This window comes from Croceicoccus hydrothermalis (assembly GCF_022378335.1).
GTDB classification, from domain to species: Bacteria; Pseudomonadota; Alphaproteobacteria; order Sphingomonadales; family Sphingomonadaceae; genus Croceicoccus; species Croceicoccus hydrothermalis.
Genome location: NZ_JAIQCI010000006.1, coordinates 34,577 through 49,671 on the forward strand (window position 1 = coordinate 34,577; position 15,095 = coordinate 49,671).

General features: G+C 64.8%; 14 protein-coding genes and 1 pseudogene. 7 read left to right on the forward strand and 8 right to left on the reverse strand.

Annotated elements, in window-relative coordinates:
- Positions 1-38: 38 nt before the first annotated feature.
- On the forward strand, positions 39-2,399 hold the full coding sequence (locus K4G67_RS05625) for a patatin-like protein (protein ID WP_239805407.1): 2,361 nt from the start codon (positions 39-41) through the stop codon (positions 2,397-2,399).
- A 9-nt stretch (positions 2,400-2,408) separates the two neighbouring features.
- Here K4G67_RS05625 and dnaJ read toward each other — a convergent pair whose 3' ends face one another.
- Both dnaJ and dnaK read right to left on the reverse strand, forming a co-directional pair.
- Complete coding sequence (gene dnaJ, locus K4G67_RS05630) at positions 2,409-3,530, reverse strand: molecular chaperone DnaJ (RefSeq protein WP_239805408.1); 1,122 nt, start codon at positions 3,528-3,530, stop codon at positions 2,409-2,411.
- 180 nt (positions 3,531-3,710) lie between these two features.
- Positions 3,711-5,633, reverse strand: a complete 1,923-nt coding sequence (gene dnaK / locus K4G67_RS05635) for a molecular chaperone DnaK (RefSeq protein ID WP_239805409.1) — start codon at positions 5,631-5,633, stop codon at positions 3,711-3,713.
- A gap of 198 nt (positions 5,634-5,831) precedes the next feature.
- On the opposite strand from dnaK, the gene K4G67_RS05640 reads away from it, so the two are divergent.
- Both K4G67_RS05640 and K4G67_RS05645 read left to right on the forward strand, forming a co-directional pair.
- Entirely contained in the window at positions 5,832-6,380 is a 549-nt protein-coding gene (locus tag K4G67_RS05640) for a copper chaperone PCu(A)C (RefSeq protein WP_239805410.1), read from the forward strand.
- A 17-nt stretch (positions 6,381-6,397) separates the two neighbouring features.
- A complete protein-coding gene (locus tag K4G67_RS05645) occupies positions 6,398-6,898 on the forward strand; it encodes a vgr related protein (protein ID WP_239805411.1) in 501 nt (166 codons plus the stop codon).
- A 3-nt stretch (positions 6,899-6,901) separates the two neighbouring features.
- Here the strand turns inward: K4G67_RS05645 and K4G67_RS05650 are convergent, their stop codons facing one another.
- The 4 genes from K4G67_RS05650 to hrcA all read right to left on the reverse strand — a co-directional run bounded on the left by K4G67_RS05650 (position 6,902) and on the right by hrcA (position 10,117).
- Positions 6,902-7,882 (reverse strand): endonuclease/exonuclease/phosphatase family protein, encoded by a 981-nt coding sequence (locus tag K4G67_RS05650; RefSeq protein ID WP_239805412.1) that lies wholly within the window; start codon positions 7,880-7,882, stop codon positions 6,902-6,904.
- 129 nt (positions 7,883-8,011) lie between these two features.
- Positions 8,012-8,311, reverse strand: a complete 300-nt coding sequence (locus K4G67_RS05655) for a glycine zipper domain-containing protein (RefSeq protein WP_338026395.1) — start codon at positions 8,309-8,311, stop codon at positions 8,012-8,014.
- Between the two features lie 98 nt (positions 8,312-8,409).
- A complete protein-coding gene (locus tag K4G67_RS05660) occupies positions 8,410-8,985 on the reverse strand; it encodes a nucleotide exchange factor GrpE (RefSeq protein WP_239805413.1) in 576 nt (191 codons plus the stop codon).
- A 76-nt stretch (positions 8,986-9,061) separates the two neighbouring features.
- Entirely contained in the window at positions 9,062-10,117 is a 1,056-nt protein-coding gene (hrcA, locus tag K4G67_RS05665; RefSeq protein ID WP_239805414.1) for a heat-inducible transcriptional repressor HrcA, read from the reverse strand.
- Between the two features lie 172 nt (positions 10,118-10,289).
- Here hrcA and rph point away from each other — a divergent pair, with 172 nt between their 5' ends.
- From rph to K4G67_RS05685, 4 genes and pseudogenes are all read left to right on the forward strand, one after another.
- The gene (gene rph, locus K4G67_RS05670) at positions 10,290-11,003 is read left to right on the forward strand and encodes a ribonuclease PH (RefSeq protein WP_239805415.1); all 714 of its coding nucleotides are present in this window, start codon (positions 10,290-10,292) and stop codon (positions 11,001-11,003) included.
- Between the two features lie 63 nt (positions 11,004-11,066).
- Positions 11,067-11,702 (forward strand): RdgB/HAM1 family non-canonical purine NTP pyrophosphatase, encoded by a 636-nt coding sequence (gene rdgB, locus K4G67_RS05675; protein ID WP_239805416.1) that lies wholly within the window; start codon positions 11,067-11,069, stop codon positions 11,700-11,702.
- Positions 11,703-11,808: 106 nt separating this feature from the next.
- Positions 11,809-12,959: pseudogene (gene hemW / locus K4G67_RS05680) on the forward strand (radical SAM family heme chaperone HemW).
- Positions 12,956-13,885, forward strand: a complete 930-nt coding sequence (locus tag K4G67_RS05685) for a tyrosine recombinase XerC (protein WP_239805417.1) — start codon at positions 12,956-12,958, stop codon at positions 13,883-13,885. The pseudogene hemW and the gene K4G67_RS05685 overlap by 4 nt, the downstream one beginning before the upstream one ends.
- Here K4G67_RS05685 and K4G67_RS05690 read toward each other — a convergent pair.
- Together K4G67_RS05690 and K4G67_RS05695 are read right to left on the reverse strand one after the other, a co-directional pair.
- Positions 13,882-14,394 carry a DUF2721 domain-containing protein gene (locus K4G67_RS05690; RefSeq protein ID WP_239805418.1) on the reverse strand — a complete coding sequence of 171 codons (513 nt, stop codon included), beginning with the start codon at positions 14,392-14,394 and terminating at the stop codon, positions 13,882-13,884. The genes K4G67_RS05685 and K4G67_RS05690 overlap by 4 nt on opposite strands.
- A gap of 40 nt (positions 14,395-14,434) precedes the next feature.
- Complete coding sequence (locus K4G67_RS05695) at positions 14,435-15,058, reverse strand: DedA family protein (RefSeq protein ID WP_239805419.1); 624 nt, start codon at positions 15,056-15,058, stop codon at positions 14,435-14,437.
- Positions 15,059-15,095 lie beyond the last annotated feature (37 nt).

The window sequence follows — 15,095 nt, forward strand, 5'->3', positions numbered from 1 at the left end:
ACACAACCGCATTGCGGTAAAGCTGCGCCTACGTTTTGATGCAGGTCTTTTCATCGCGGCGCCGGCCTGCCATCACGGTTGCCATGCGGGAAAAGGAACTGCGGATCGCGCTCGTGTGCTATGGCGGCGTCAGCCTCGCCGTCTATATGCATGGCATCACGAAAGAGGTCTGGAAACTGGCGCAGGCGAGCCGCGCGTTCCGCCTCGACGAACCGCCGCAAACCGGGTCGCAGCGTGCCTATCATCGCCTGCTGACGATGATCGCGCAAAAGGGGGAGACGCGGCTGCGCGTGCTGCCCGACATCCTGTCGGGGGCGAGCGCGGGGGGCATGAACGCGGTGTTTCTGGCAGAGGCGCTGGTGAGCGGGCGCTCGCTCGATCCGTTGACGCGGCTGTGGCTGGAAAAGGCGGATAGCGACCTCTTGATCGCGCCGGATGCGATGGCGCGCAACCGGCTTTCCAAGTTCTGGGCGACGCCGCTCGTCAAATGGACGTTGAAACGTCCGGGCAATGCCATCAACCGCACCGTGGCACCCGAAACGCGGGCGGAATTGCGGGAGAAACTGTCGCGGCTCATGCGCTCGCGATGGTTCGCGCCGCCGTTTTCGGGGATCGGTTTTTCCCGGCTCATCGACGATGCGTTGCTGGCCATGGATGCACAGCCCGCGGGGCCGCCGCTGTTGCCGCCGCGCCATCCGATCGACCTGTTCGTGACCGCGACCGATTTTCACGGCCATCGCAGCGTTCTGAAACTGCACAGCCCCGATTTCGCGGTCGAGGCGGAGCATCGCCTGCCGATTTCGTTCCGCGCGCGGAGCGGCGACGGACGGTTGGCCGCGCGGCCGGAGCTGGTCTTTGCCGCGCGCGCCACAGCGAGCTTTCCCGGCGCCTTCCCACCCCTGCGCATCGGCGAGATCGACACGCTTTTGCAGGAACGCGGTGCCGAATGGCCGGGCCGCGAACGGTTCGTGCGCCGGATCATGCCGCAACATATCGCGAGCGGAAATGTCGAGGATGTCGCACTCATCGACGGCGCGGTCCTTGCCGGACGTCCGTTTGCAGAGGCGATCGGCGCGCTCGACAACCGGCCCTCCATGCGGGAGGTGGATCGGCGATTCGTCTATATCGATCCGCACCCGCCGCAACACGCCGATGCAAAATCCGAGTCGCGCAGCACCGGTTTCTTCAGCACGATCTTCGGCGCCTTGTCCTCCATTCCGCGCGAACAGCCGATCCGCGACGACATCGAACGCATCGCGCAGCATTCGCAGGAGGCGGAACGCGCCCGCGCCATCGTCGACGCGCTCCGTCCCGAGGTTGAGGCCGTGGTGGACCGCTTGTTCGGCCGCACACTGTTCCTCGACCGGCCGACGCCGGCGCGGCTCGGCAAATGGCGCAACAAGGCGCAGCAGGCCGCAGCCAGGCAATCCGGCTTTGCCTTCCACGGCTATGCGAAGGCCAAATATACGCGCATTCTCGATACGCTGGCCGAAACGATCCGCCGCGCCAACCCGGACGACGCACCGCCGCGGGACGTGATCGTGGATACGCTGACCCGGCATTTCGATGCGGCGGGGCTCGACCGGCTTGCCGGCGATGGCGGCGGGGCGAGCGAGGCGGCCATCTCTTTTTTCCGCACCTATGACATCGCGTTCCGCGTGCGGCGGCTTCGCCTGCTGGCGCGGCGGCTGCTACCGGTGGGAGAGAGCGGGATCGGCGGTCAGCTTACCGCGGCGGAGCGCGAGGACGCGCGCGATACCGTGTTCAAGGCACTCGCGCTTTATGGCGAGCTGGAGCAGATCGAAACGCTGGGCGAGGATTTCGCCGTGCTGGCCGCCGATGCGCTTCGGCACCCGGAACGGGTCATGGCCCGGCTCGCCGACCGGCGCGATCTCAGGCGCACGGATGCCGAGGTCGATGCAATGCTCGCAGATGCGATGGCGCAATTGCCGCGCGACGTGCGCCGGACGCTGCTGTTGAGCTATCTCGGCTTTCCCTTTTACGACATCGCCACGCTTCCCATCCTGGGCGGGCGCGGACCCGACGAATTCGACCCGATCAAGGTGGACCGGATCTCTCCCGAGGACGCCAATGCCATCCGTTCGGGCGGCGCGGCGCAGACATTGCGCGGCGTCGAATTCTATCGCTTCGGCGCGTTCTTTTCCCGCACCTATCGCGAAAACGATTATCTGTGGGGCCGGTTGCAGGGGGCCGACCGCCTGATCGACATCACCGCCTCGACGCTGGATGCGGACCACGCGCTGCCGCCTCGGATGCTGCGCGATCTGAAGCGCGAAACGTTCGACGCGATCCTCGACGAGGAGGACAAGGACGGCAATTGCAATGCCGACCTCATCGCCCGGCTACGCGCGGAAATCGCCGAAAAGTTCGACACGTAAATCCGGCGTTCAACCTGTGAAGCTGTCGCGGATACGTTCGAAGAACCCGCGCGAATCCGGGCATTCGGCGCCGGTTTCGGTCTCCTGAAATTCGCGCAGCAATTCCTTTTGCTTCGCACTCAGCTTGCGGGGGGTTTCGACATTGACTTCCACGACGAGATCGCCGCGCCCGCGTCCCTGCAACACCGGCATCCCTTCGCCGCGCTTGCGCAATTGCTCGCCCGACTGCACCCCGGCGGGGATGGTGACGGTGATCCATTCATCGTCCATGCCCGGCAATTCGACCGTGCCGCCCAATGCCGCCGTCGTGAAGGTGATCGGCACGCGCGTCAGCAAGGTGGTGCCCTCCCGCTCGAACACCGAATGGCGTTTGACGTGCAGGAAGATATAAAGATCGCCCGGCGGTGAGCCATATGGCCCCGCCTCGCCCTTGCCCGAAAGACGGATGCGCGTGCCGGTTTCCACGCCGGGCGGTATATTGACCTCCAGCGTCTGCGGCTTGTCGACCCGGCCCTCGCCGCCGCAATTGCGGCATGGGCTTTCGATCACCTCGCCGCGCCCGTGGCAGGTCGGGCAGGCGCGTTCGACCATGAAAAAGCCCTGCTGTGCGCGGACCTTGCCGTACCCTTCGCACATGGGGCATCGCCGCTTGCCCGTGCCGGGTTCCGCGCCGGTGCCTTCGCACGGCTCGCAGGCCTGCGACACCTCGATCGTGATCTCGGTATCCTTGCCGTGGAACGCATCCTCGAGTGCGATTTCCATGTCATAGCGCAGATCGGCGCCGCGGCGCGGGCGTGGTCCGGCCCCGCGGCCGCCGCCGAAACCCTGTCCGAAAATCGTTTCGAATATGTCGCCGATGTCGGAAAATCCGGCCTGCCCGCCGCCGCCGCCGCTGCTCGCCTGTTCGAAGGCGGCATGGCCGTAGCGGTCGTAGGCCGCGCGTTTCTGCGGATCTTTCAAACAGTCATAGGCGCGGCTGATCGCCTTGAACTTCGCCTCGCTCTCCGCATCGCCCGGATTGCGATCGGGGTGAAATTTCATCGCCAGCTTGCGATAGGCGGACTTGATCGTCTTGTCGTCCGCGCTTCGTTCGACCTGAAGCAGTTCGTAAAAGTCGATTTCGGTTTCCATGGCCCATCCCGCCGTTGCGATACGCCGCGCATGTCATCGTGCCGGATGAACCGGCCCGCGCGCGCGGCCTAAATATGTCGAAGCGGCCGGCGGCGAACTCTCGCTAACGCCGACCGCTTCCCTTGGGGTCCGCCGCCGCCCTGCGCATCAGCCGGGCAGCGTCCGGTTTCATCGGGCGTTTCAGCCCTTGTTTTCGTCCTCGTTCACTTCCGAGAATTCGGCATCGACGACGTCTTCTTCCGCGCCGCCCGCTTCGGAACCGGCGGCGGCACCGTCGGTCGCTGCCGCGCCTTCGGCCTGCTGCTGCTCGTACATTGCCTGGCCCATCTGCATGGCCTTCTGCGCGAGCGCCTCGCTCTTGGACTTGATCGCGTCGATGTCTTCACCTTCGAGCGCGGTCTTCACCTCGGCCACCGCGGCCTCGATGTCGGACTTCATCGATGCGTCGATCTTGTCGCCGTTTTCGGACAGCTGCTGCTCGGTCGAGTGGACGAGGCTGTCGGCCTGGTTGCGGGCCTCGGCCTGCTCCTTGCGCTTCTTGTCCTCCTCGGCGAACTTTTCGGCGTCCTGCACCATCTGCTCGATGTCGCTGTCGGACAGGCCGCCCGATGCCTGGATGCGGATCTGCTGCTCCTTGCCGGTGCCCTTGTCCTTGGCCGACACGTTGACGATGCCGTTGGCGTCGATGTCGAACGTCACCTCGATCTGCGGAACGCCGCGCGGTGCGGGCGGAATGCCGACCAGATCGAACTGACCCAGCATCTTGTTGTCGCTCGCCATCTCGCGTTCGCCCTGGAACACGCGAATGGTCACGGCCTGCTGGTTGTCGTCCGCGGTGGAGTAGACCTGGCTCTTCTTCGTCGGGATCGTGGTGTTGCGGTCGATCATCTTGGTCATGATCCCGCCCAGCGTCTCGATCCCAAGCGACAGCGGCGTCACGTCGAGAAGGAGCACGTCCTTCACATCGCCCTGCAGCACGCCGGCCTGAATGGCCGCGCCCATGGCGACGACTTCATCGGGGTTCACGCCGGTGTGCGGTTCCTTGCCGAAGAAATCCTTCACCGCCTCGCGCACCTTGGGCATGCGGGTCATGCCGCCGACCATGACGACCTCGTCGATCTCCTTGGCCGTGACGCCCGCGTCGGCGAGTGCCTTCTTCATCGGCTCCTTCGTGCGCTCGATCAGGTTCCCGACCATCTTTTCGAGGTCGGACCGGCTGATCGTCTTCACAAGGTGCTTCGGACCGTTCTGATCCGCGGTGATGAAGGGGAGATTGACCTCGGTGCTCTGTGCCGAGGACAGCTCGATCTTCGCCTTCTCGGCCGCTTCCTTCAAACGCTGCAGCGCGAGCTTGTCGCCGCGAAGGTCGATGCCTTCGTCCTTCTTGAAGCTGTCGGCAAGATATTCGACCACCGCGGTATCGAAATCCTCACCGCCGAGGAACGTGTCACCATTGGTGGACTTCACCTCGAACACGCCATCGCCGATTTCGAGGATGGACACGTCGAACGTGCCGCCGCCAAGATCATAGACCGCGATCGTCTTGCCGTCCGCCTTGTCGAGACCATAGGCCAGCGCCGCCGCCGTCGGCTCGTTGATGATGCGCAATACCTCAAGACCCGCGATCTGGCCGGCGTCCTTGGTCGCCTGACGCTGCGCATCGTTGAAATATGCCGGAACGGTGATGACCGCCTGCGTGACGGTTTCGCCAAGATAGCTTTCGGCCGTTTCCTTCATCTTCTGAAGCGTGAAGGCGCTGATCTCCGACGGGCTGTAATCCTTGCCGCCGGCGTTGACCCACGCATCGCCGTTCTTGCCCTTGACGATGGAATAGGGGACGAGCTCGGTGTCCTTCTTGGTCACGGGGTCGTCGAAGCGGCGGCCGATGAGGCGCTTCACCGCGAAAATCGTGTTGTCGCCGTTCGTGACGGCCTGCCGCTTGGCCGGCTGCCCGACGAGGCGTTCGCCATCCTTGGTGAAGGCGATGATCGAGGGCGTCGTGCGCGCGCCTTCGGAATTTTCGATAACCTTCGGCTTGTCGCCATCCATCACCGCGACGCAGCTGTTGGTCGTGCCAAGGTCGATACCGATAACTTTAGACATTTTAAGTGTTCCCACCTCTTCTGCATTGGACACCGCGCCTATGGGGCCCCCCACACGGGCAAACCCGCCGCGCGGCTCAGTAACAGGCCGCGATATAGGGGCGGTTTTTCATGGAACAAGGGTTTGAAAGCGCCTATCGACGGTTGAGAAACGCGCAGGCTTTATCGGCCGCGCCATGATGAGGATGGAAACACACCCATGCGCCGTTTTGCGATTTTTGCCCCGCTCGTTCCCGCCGTCCTGATGCTGTCCGCATGCGGCGACACGACCGAGGCACCGCCCGCCGACGAGCTGATCGAGGAGGCAACCGACCCCGACACGCCCGAAGGCATTCAGCTCACCGATGCCTATGTTCGCCTTCCCGCCGTGGATGGCCGGCCCGGCGTTGCCTATTTCAATGTGGTCAACAATGGCGATAGCGTGCGCAATATCGCCTCCGTCTCGCTCGTGAACGTTGGTCGCACCGAAATGCACCGCACGATGCAGGAGGGCGGCGTATCGTCGATGGAGCCGGTTACCGAAATCGCGATACAGCCGGGTCAGACCGTCGCCTTCGAACAGGGCGGCTATCACGTGATGCTGTTCGATCTCGATCCCGCGATCATGGCGCGCACCACCACCGACCTGACCGTGACGTTCGACAATGGCGACAAGGCGTCGTTCGCCGCCCCCATCCTGAAACCCGGCGAAAGCCCCGGCGGCCTGGGCGATAGCGGCGAGATGGGCGGGATGGAGGCGATGCGCTGAACCCGGCGCCCGATCCTGTGGCCCCCCGTTCTGCCCCCGGCGCCTGTCCGGTGGGCGGGGAGCGCGGTCTGACCGACGGGGAAAAGGCGCTTGTCGCGTCAGTTTTCGGCGGCGCGCTCGACCCCGCGCCGGTGCGGATCAAGCGGCGCAAATGGTTTCCGTTCCAACCCGTCAACACCTTGATGGCGCCGACCGGGCATATCCACTTTCCCGCGCGGACCCGGCTTTATTGCGACGATTTCGCCCATGCCTCGCTCTGGCTCAAGGGGCTGTTCCTGCATGAAATGACGCATGTCTGGCAATCGCAGCAGCGCGGCAAATACTGGCTCGTGATGATGCGGCACCCGTTTTGCCGCTATGGTTATGCGGTGATGCCGGGCCGTCGCCTGACGCAATACGGGATCGAGCAGCAGGCCGAAATCGTGCGCCATGCGTTTTTGCTGCGCCATGGTTTCCCGCTGATCGGTGCGCCGCCGCGCGAACAGCTGGAATCCATCCTGCCCTTCACCCCGGTATAGCGTTCACCCCGCCGTGCGGTCGCCGAGGCACACGGTGGTGCGGACGGCCCGGTGATCGGAGCTGTTCGCCGGCATCACGGTAAAATCGCGCAATTCCATGTCGCCGCGCACCATCACCTGGTCGAGCGGCCAGCCGAGCCAGGTCATGTCGGCCGGAAAGGTCGGATAGGTGCCCCGCCCGATCCGCGGATCGCGCCAGTCGCCTTCCTTGCGGAACCTGCTCGTCGTGTTCGACCACGGCACGTCGTTGAAATCGCCCATGACCAGCGCATCGGGGAGGCCGTTCGGCGTCTCCGTTCCTGCCCGCACGATATTGGCGTCACGCTCCTCGGTATCCATGCCCGGAATGGGCGGTTTGGGGTGCAGGCCAATGAAATCGAACCGGCGCCCGTTGGGCAGCGCCACCGTGGCGTACAGCGTCGGCGTATCGCGCGAGGTATTTTCCACCATGCGCGCACCGGACACCGGAATGCGCGATGCGAAGATCATGCCGAAGGCGTGCGGCTGAATATCCTGCGTCCGGTAATCATACTGCCGCAGCACGGGATCGAGCTGCCGCTCCCACGTCTCATCCGTTTCCATCAGCAACAGGAGATCGGGCGACACGCGTTCGATCTGCTGTATCACCGCGGCATAGCCATCGTTCTTCACCTTTACATTGACAGCGAGCGCGGTGACGCATTGCGCGCCTTCATCGTTGGGATCGGCCAGCGCGATATCGGTGCCGGCAAGCTGGTTATACGGCCATATACGCAGCAACTGAATGATCGCGATCGCAACGAACGTGCCTGACACGACCCATCGACCGGCGCGCAGGACGATCACCGCCACGATGGCGAGGATAATGGCCGCCCACATGACCGGCTCCCGCGCCATGTCGAGCGCACGGATGAACCATTGATCGCTCGGGATCAGCGATACCAGCGTCAGCAGCAGGCCAACCGCCGCCACGATCCCCAGAAACCATTTCAAGCCCTTGCGCATGTTTGCCCCCTGTGTGTTCATCCGCAGATGGTGGCGCGTGCCCGCTCACCAGCCGCCCCCGGCCCTAAATCGAAAAAGGACGCCGCCCGGCGGCGACGCCCCTTTCATCCCCGGAAGGATGGATCGCGATCAGAAATAATTGCGATAACGATCGTCGTTCCGGCAATCCTCGTCGATGTAACGATTGCCGTTACGGTCGCGGAAACCATCGCAATCGTCGTTCTTGTCCTTGAACGTGCCGGCAAGTCCGCCCGCAAGCGCACCGACCGCCGCATAGGTCACGAGATCCTCGCCGGTCACGGCGGCGACGCCCGCACCCAGCGCACCGCCGATGCCGGCACCTTCGGCCGCGTAATTATCGGCACAGCCGCCCATCGAAAGCGCGGCGGCACCCATCATCGGCAGGGCAATCATCTTCATCGTATTCATAGCAAAACTTTCCTTGTCCGCCCCTGTTTCATTCCGCTGCATGATACGGTTGAGCGCACGAACCGTTCCGGCGAAAATCAAATCGGGACGACGGGCGCTCAATCCGGCTTTTTCGCAACACCCACCATGGCGGGGCGAAGAAGACGCTCACGGATCATCCATCCGCTCTGCATCTCCTGCACGACCGTGCCCGGTTCCTCGTCGGAAGGGACCTCGATCATGGCCTGATGCTGATTCGGGTCGAGCGGGAGCCCCTTTGCCGCGATGCGCGTGATGCCGTGCTGACCGAAGATCTTGTCGAGCTCGCGTCCCGTCGCCTCAAGCCCGGCGACGAGGCCCTTCATCTTCTCATCCTCGCGCATGGCGGGCGGGATCGCCTCCAGCGCGCGCTGCATATTGTCGTACACCGAGAGGATGTCGCGCGCGAAACCGGTCGCGGCATAGGCGCGGGCATCGGCGATGTCCTTCTCCATGCGCCGGCGCACGTTCTGCGTTTCGGCGCGGGCGTAGAGCACCTGCTGCTTCGCCTCGGCAAGCTCGTTTTCCAGTTCCGCGACGCGGTCGCCGCCGGTCGCCTCGCCCGCTTCCTCCGGCGTTCCATCGTCCAGCATGTCTTCGGGCACGCCTTTCAGTTCGTGTTCCACCGCTTCGTCGTGAGTGCCTTCGTCGTTCATTGACGTTTCCATGTCCTGTTGTCCGGTGATGAAACCGGGCGCGATTTTTGCCGCGCACCGGCGATTGCCCCATCGGTCATCCGCGCGGATTGCCCAGCGAATGACCCAGTGACCGGGCCGTGAAATCCACCATGGGGACGAGCCGCGCGTAATTCAACCGCGTCGGGCCGATCACCCCCACCACGCCGATCACCCGCCCTTCGCGGTCGCGATAGGGCGAGGCGATGACGGACGAACCCGAAAGCGAGAACAGCTTGTTCTCCGACCCGATGAATATCCGCGCCGCCTGCGCATCGCGCGCACTGTCGAGCAGGCGCGCAACCTGTTCGGAGCGTTCGATATCGTCGATGAGCGAGCGCACGCGTTCAAGGTCGGCAACCGCCCCGTCGTCGAGCAGCCGCGCCTGTCCCCGCACGATGAGCACCGGGCGACGCGCGGCATCCTCGCTCAATATGGCAAGCCCTCGTTCGGCAAGGTCGCGCGCCGCAGCATCGAGGCTCGCCCGGTCGGCGTCCAGTTCGCGGCGCACGGCCTGCGACGCCTCGGGCAGGGTGCGGCCCTGCAATTGCGCGCTGATGAAATTGGCCGCCTGTTCGAGCGCGGAGGGACCGGCGCCGGCAGGAATTTCGATCACGCGGTTCTCGATTCCCCCATCCTCGCCCACCATCACGACGAGTGCGCGCCCATGCGCGAGCGGTACGAGGCTGAACTGGTCGAGCCGTGGCTCGCGCGGGGGGACCATCACCACCCCGGCGCACGCGGACAGGTTCGACAATGCCTCGCTCGTTCGCGAAAGCGCGGTTTCCACAGGGCCGGGATTGGCAAGCTCGCGCTCGATCGTGGCGCGTTCCTGTTCGGTGGGTTCGGCAACCTGCATCATGCCGTCCACGAACAGGCGAAGCCCGCTTTCCGTCGGCATGCGCCCCGCGCTGGTATGCGGGGCGGACAACAGCCCCGCACGCTCCAGATCGGCAAGGACCGACCGGATCGACGCGGGCGAAAGGTTCACGCCATCCGCGCCGGACAGCAATTTCGAGCCGACCGGGGTGCCCGTCTCGATATATCCTTCGACCACGAGGCGAAAGATTTCGCGCGTTCGCGATGTCAATTCGGTGATGGGCGGCGAAGTCATGATGTGTGAGATAAGGCGCAATGCGGCCATGCTCAAGCGTTTCGGGGCATGTTGCCCGGTCGGATCGGCCGGGGTGCGGGCCGCCGCTTTACCGGATTCGCTGCCGATGGCCCTTGCGCCGCGCCGCGCCATCCGTAAGACCGCGTGAAGACCACCACAGGAGAAGACATTCATGCGCCCATCCGGCCGCGCCCCCGACGAAATGCGGGCGATCTCGATCGAAACCGGTTTTACCAAGCATGCCGAAGGCTCGTGCCTGATCGCGTTCGGCGATACGCGCGTGCTGTGCACCGCCAGTGTCGAGGAACGCCTTCCGCCATGGCTGCGCGGCAAGGGCGAAGGCTGGGTCACGGGCGAATATTCGATGCTTCCGCGCGCCACCCACACCCGCGGATCGCGTGAGGCCGCCAAGGGCAAGCAGTCGGGAAGAACGCAGGAGATTCAGCGCCTTATCGGTCGTTCCTTACGGTCCGTCACGGATATGAAGCTGTTGGGCGAACGTCAGATCACGCTCGATTGCGACGTGATTCAGGCCGATGGCGGCACGCGCACGGCGGCGATTTCGGGGGCCTGGGTCGCGCTGAAGCTGGCGGTCAAGGGATTGATGGATGCAGGCGCGATCAGGCAGGATCCCCTCACCCGCAAGGTCGCGGCGGTAAGCTGCGGCATTTTCGATGGCACGCCGGTGCTCGACCTCGATTATGCGGAGGATTCCAACGCCGACGCCGATGCCAATTTCGTCCTCATCGAAGGCGGGCACATCGCCGAGGTGCAGGCCACCGCAGAAGGCGCAACCTATGACGAGGAGGCCCTGCTGCGCCTGCTGCGCCTCGCCCGCACCGGTTGCGGCGAAATTTTCGCCGCGCAGGACAAGGCTGTCGCGTAAATAGGGCCGTCGCGTGAACAGGGCCGTTGCGTGAAGAGGGCCGTCGCATAAAGGACGCATGACATGAGTGACAATCCCCGTCTCGGCGCCGGTTCGCTGGTCATCGCCACCCATAATGCGGGCAAGCTGAAGGAGATTTCCGCGCTTCTCGAACCTTATGGGATGAAATGTCTTTCGGCAGGTTCGCTGGGCCTGCCGGAACCGTCGGAGACGGGGACCACCTTTGTCGAAAATGCGCTGATCAAGGCGCATGCGGCGGCAAAGTCATCGCAATTGCCGGCGCTTGCCGACGACAGCGGTATGTCGGTCGCCGCGCTGGACGGGCGGCCCGGTGTCTACACCGCCGACTTGGCCGAACGGCAATGGTTCGAGGGCGATGCCGGGCGCGACTGGTACATGGCGATGGGCAAGGTGGAGGGCATGCTGGCCGAACGCGGGCCCGACGTGGCGCGCGATGCATGGTTCAGCTGCGTCCTTGCCATTGCCTGGCCCGACGGGCGGCAGGCCGTGTACGAAGGGCGCGTCGACGGTTCGCTCACTTGGCCGCCGCGTGGGGATATGGGCTTTGGTTACGATCCCGTATTCGTGCCCGCAGGCCGCGACCTGACCTTTGCCGAGATCGACCCTGCGGAAAAACACCGCATCAGCCACCGGGCCGACGCCTTCGCCAAATTGCGTCGCGATCAGTTTGGCGACTGAACTGGCGTGCCCCTGAACCCGTGTTCCTGAACCGAAGCGCCATCGGGCGGGCCGGCGCGTTCGGCGGGCTTGACTTCGGGGGGCAATGCGGCGCTGAAATAACGGCATGACACTGGCGCTTTACATCCACTGGCCCTTCTGCGCAAAGAAATGCCCCTATTGCGATTTCAACAGCCACGTGCGCGACACGGTGGACGCCGCCGCATGGGAGACGGCGCTGCTCGCCGACATGGCGTTCGAGGCGGAGCAGACAGGACAGCGCACCCTGACCTCGATCTTTTTCGGGGGCGGCACGCCGTCCCTGATGCCGCCCGAACTGGTCGAGCGGCTGATCGCGGCGGCGGGACGTTACTGGTCCTTTGCCGATGATGTGGAGATCACGCTGGAGGCCAACCCGTCCTCGGTCGAGGCGTCGCGCTTTGCCGACCTGGCGCAGGCGGGCATCAACCGGACCTCGCTCGGTTTGCAAAGTTTCGATGACAAGGCATTGAAGTTCCTCGGACGTCTGCACGGCGCGGCCGAGGGGCTTGCCGCACTCGACACAGCGCAGGCGCATTTCGAACGGGTCAGTTTCGACCTCATCTACGCCCTCCCCGGACAGACGCAGGACGAATGGCACGCCATGCTGACCCGCGCGCTCGGCTTCGGCACCGGGCACATTTCGCTGTATCAGCTCACGATCGAGCCTGGCACCCGTTTTGCCACCGACCTGCGCCGGGGCGCCTTCGCCATGCCGGAGGAGGATATGTCCGCCGAGCTATACGCCATGACGCGCGCGATGACGGCGGCGGCGGGGCTGCCCGCATATGAGGTGAGCAATCATGCGCGGCCGGGGCAGGAAAGCCGCCACAATCTCACCTACTGGCGCTATGGCGATTATGCGGGCGTCGGTCCCGGCGCGCATGGCCGGCGCTGCGCCACCGCGACGCAGCGGCATCGAAAGCCGTAGAATTACCTCGCCGCCGTCCTGCGGCAGGCCATGGCATTTGCGAAACGCACGACCTCCCGCGCGGAGAGCAGGCGGCAGAGGCGCTGATGATGGGGCTGCGCCTGGATGAAGGCGTTGATCTCGACCGGCTTTCGGCGCGGTTCGGCATGCCGATGGATGGGCTAGTGGCAATGCGGCAAGTGGCGCTGTACCGCGATCTCGGTTTCGTCACGCTCGATGGGTCGCGGCTCACCGTGACGGCGCGGGGGATGGTGCTGCTCGACGGCCTGCTGGGCGAGCTGGTGCAGCCTGAATTGCTGCTGTCGTGACGCATTCGGCCGATCTGCTCGCCGAATGGCACGCGCACCAAACGCATAATCTGCGCCGTTCCGCGCACACCGTACGCGCGTATCAGGCCGCGGCAAAGCGCCTGCTCGATTATCTCGGCCGCGATGTGGGATGGGAACGGCTGGCCCGATGCGATGCGACGACCCTGCGCGGGCATATGGCGCGGCGGCGCGGTGACGGCTTGTCCAATGCATCGGCGGCGCGGGAAATTTCCGCGCTGAAGGCGTTTATCACCTTTGCCCGTCAACGCATTGGAATCGAGCATGAAACGCCGCCTCGCCTCAGGGCGCCGCGGGTAAAGAAAGGTATTCCCCGCGCCGTCACCCCGGACGAGGCGGTGAACCTGTCGCACATGGTCGCGCAGGCGTCTGACGAAGACTGGATCGGGGCGCGCGACCGTGCGGTGCTGTTGCTGCTCTATGGCGCTGGGCTGCGCATTGGCGAGGCGCTCGCGCTCGATTGCGGGGCATGGCCGCCGGGGGACACGCTGACCGTCATGGGCAAGGGGCGGAAACAGCGGGTCGTGCCCATTATACCCATTGTGCGCGACGCGGTCGGGGATTACCTCGCCCGCTCCCCATGGCCGGCGCGGCCCCGCGATCCGCTGTTCCGCGGGGCGAAAGGGGGGCGATTGTCGCAGGGCGTCGTGCAGAAGACGGTGGCGGCTGCGCGGCAAATGCTGGGCCTGCCGTCATCGGCCACGCCCCATGCGCTGCGCCACAGCTTCGCCACGCACTTGCTCGCCGCGGGGGCCGATCTGCGCAGTCTGCAGGAATTGCTCGGCCATGCGAGCCTTGGCTCGACGCAGATCTATACCAAGGTGGACGCAGCGACCATGCTCGACATCTATCGCGAGGCGCACCAGCGCGAACGCACCGCCGAGGGACAGGCGCGCGAGGGCGGCTAATCATCCTCCCGGCGGCGCAATTCGCGCGAGATGCGGCGCCGGTCGCGGGACGAGCGGGTCGCAAGCTGTGTTTCGAGCAGGAAATAGAGCAGGCTTACGAACACGCCCATCATCGCCGCGATCCACGCCGCCGCAACCCATGTGCCGAGCGGCGGGCGGATGAAGGCCGACACGAACATCAGGCTGACCACGATACAGATCATCAGCGCGGACCCGGTGCTGAAATTAATGGCGACATGCGCGAATTTCTGCCGCCGCAGAAGGGCCGGCAATTCCTGCACCTCCCGGTCGAGCCCGCCGCGTTCTGCCCTGCGTTCGAGCCGTTCGACCCGGTCGACGATCCATGTCAGCCGCTGATTCATGACGTTCAGCATCGCCGCCACCGCGGCCAGCAGGAACGCCGGCGCCAGCGACAGTTGCAGGATCTGCTGGACCCGCGCCGTGCTGGCGGTGCGAGACACGAGGTCGGAGGCGATCTGCGTATTCACGGCGAGGATATCGGGGATCATGTCGCCTCGATACGCCGGGCGGTGAGCCATATCAACCCGATCACGTCGGCGGATCGCGTGGATCGTGGTTCACGGCCTTCCACGTCATCACGCGGTAGATGTAGAACACGGTCATCACCACGACGAGCACGAGAACCGCATCGCCCATGTAATGTTCGAATTCCCGGAACCAGCGCGCCATCAACCCCGCACCCCAGATGAGCGCCGCATTCCAGATTGCCGTCCCCGCCAGCGTGTAGATCAGGAATTTCCAGTGCCCCATATGCGCAAGACCGGCCGGCAGCGAGATGATCGTGCGCATCAAGGGCGAAAACCGCAGGAAGAACACCACCCACTGGCCCCAGCGGCGGAAAAATCGGCTCGTCGCCTCCACCTGCCGCCAGTCCATGGTGAGCCAGCGTCCGTGCCGGTCGACGAACGGGCGCATGCGTTCATATCCCAACCTGTCGCCGAGCAGGAACCACGCATAATTGCCGAGCGTCGCACCCAATGTGCTCCACACGAGCAGGGGCCAGAACGCCATCCGCCCCTCCGCCACGGCGACGCCCGCGACGCCCATGATGACCTCGCTCGGCAAGGGCGGGAAAATATTTTCCAGCGCCATCAGGAACGCGATGCCGACATAGCCGCCACCCTCGATGATCGAGACGATCCAGTCGCTCATCCCGCGATCGCCGATGCCGAAGCGTCATTCATGCCTG

What these genes read in the sequence shown, in the direction of transcription:
- K4G67_RS05625 (WP_239805407.1), top strand. Translation starts at nt 39, where the DNA reads ATGCAGGTCTTTTCATCGCGGCGCCGGCCTGCCATCACGGTTGCCATG.
- dnaJ (WP_239805408.1), bottom strand. Translation starts at nt 3,530, where the DNA reads ATGGAAACCGAAATCGACTTTTACGAACTGCTTCAGGTCGAACGAAGC.
- dnaK (WP_239805409.1), bottom strand. Translation starts at nt 5,633, where the DNA reads ATGTCTAAAGTTATCGGTATCGACCTTGGCACGACCAACAGCTGCGTC.
- K4G67_RS05640 (WP_239805410.1), top strand. Translation starts at nt 5,832, where the DNA reads ATGCGCCGTTTTGCGATTTTTGCCCCGCTCGTTCCCGCCGTCCTGATG.
- K4G67_RS05650 (WP_239805412.1), bottom strand. Translation starts at nt 7,882, where the DNA reads ATGCGCAAGGGCTTGAAATGGTTTCTGGGGATCGTGGCGGCGGTTGGC.
- K4G67_RS05655 (WP_338026395.1), bottom strand. Translation starts at nt 8,311, where the DNA reads ATGAATACGATGAAGATGATTGCCCTGCCGATGATGGGTGCCGCCGCG.
- K4G67_RS05660 (WP_239805413.1), bottom strand. Translation starts at nt 8,985, where the DNA reads ATGAACGACGAAGGCACTCACGACGAAGCGGTGGAACACGAACTGAAA.
- hrcA (WP_239805414.1), bottom strand. Translation starts at nt 10,117, where the DNA reads ATGACTTCGCCGCCCATCACCGAATTGACATCGCGAACGCGCGAAATC.
- rph (WP_239805415.1), top strand. Translation starts at nt 10,290, where the DNA reads ATGCGCCCATCCGGCCGCGCCCCCGACGAAATGCGGGCGATCTCGATC.
- rdgB (WP_239805416.1), top strand. Translation starts at nt 11,067, where the DNA reads ATGAGTGACAATCCCCGTCTCGGCGCCGGTTCGCTGGTCATCGCCACC.
- K4G67_RS05690 (WP_239805418.1), bottom strand. Translation starts at nt 14,394, where the DNA reads ATGATCCCCGATATCCTCGCCGTGAATACGCAGATCGCCTCCGACCTC.
- K4G67_RS05695 (WP_239805419.1), bottom strand. Translation starts at nt 15,058, where the DNA reads ATGAGCGACTGGATCGTCTCGATCATCGAGGGTGGCGGCTATGTCGGC.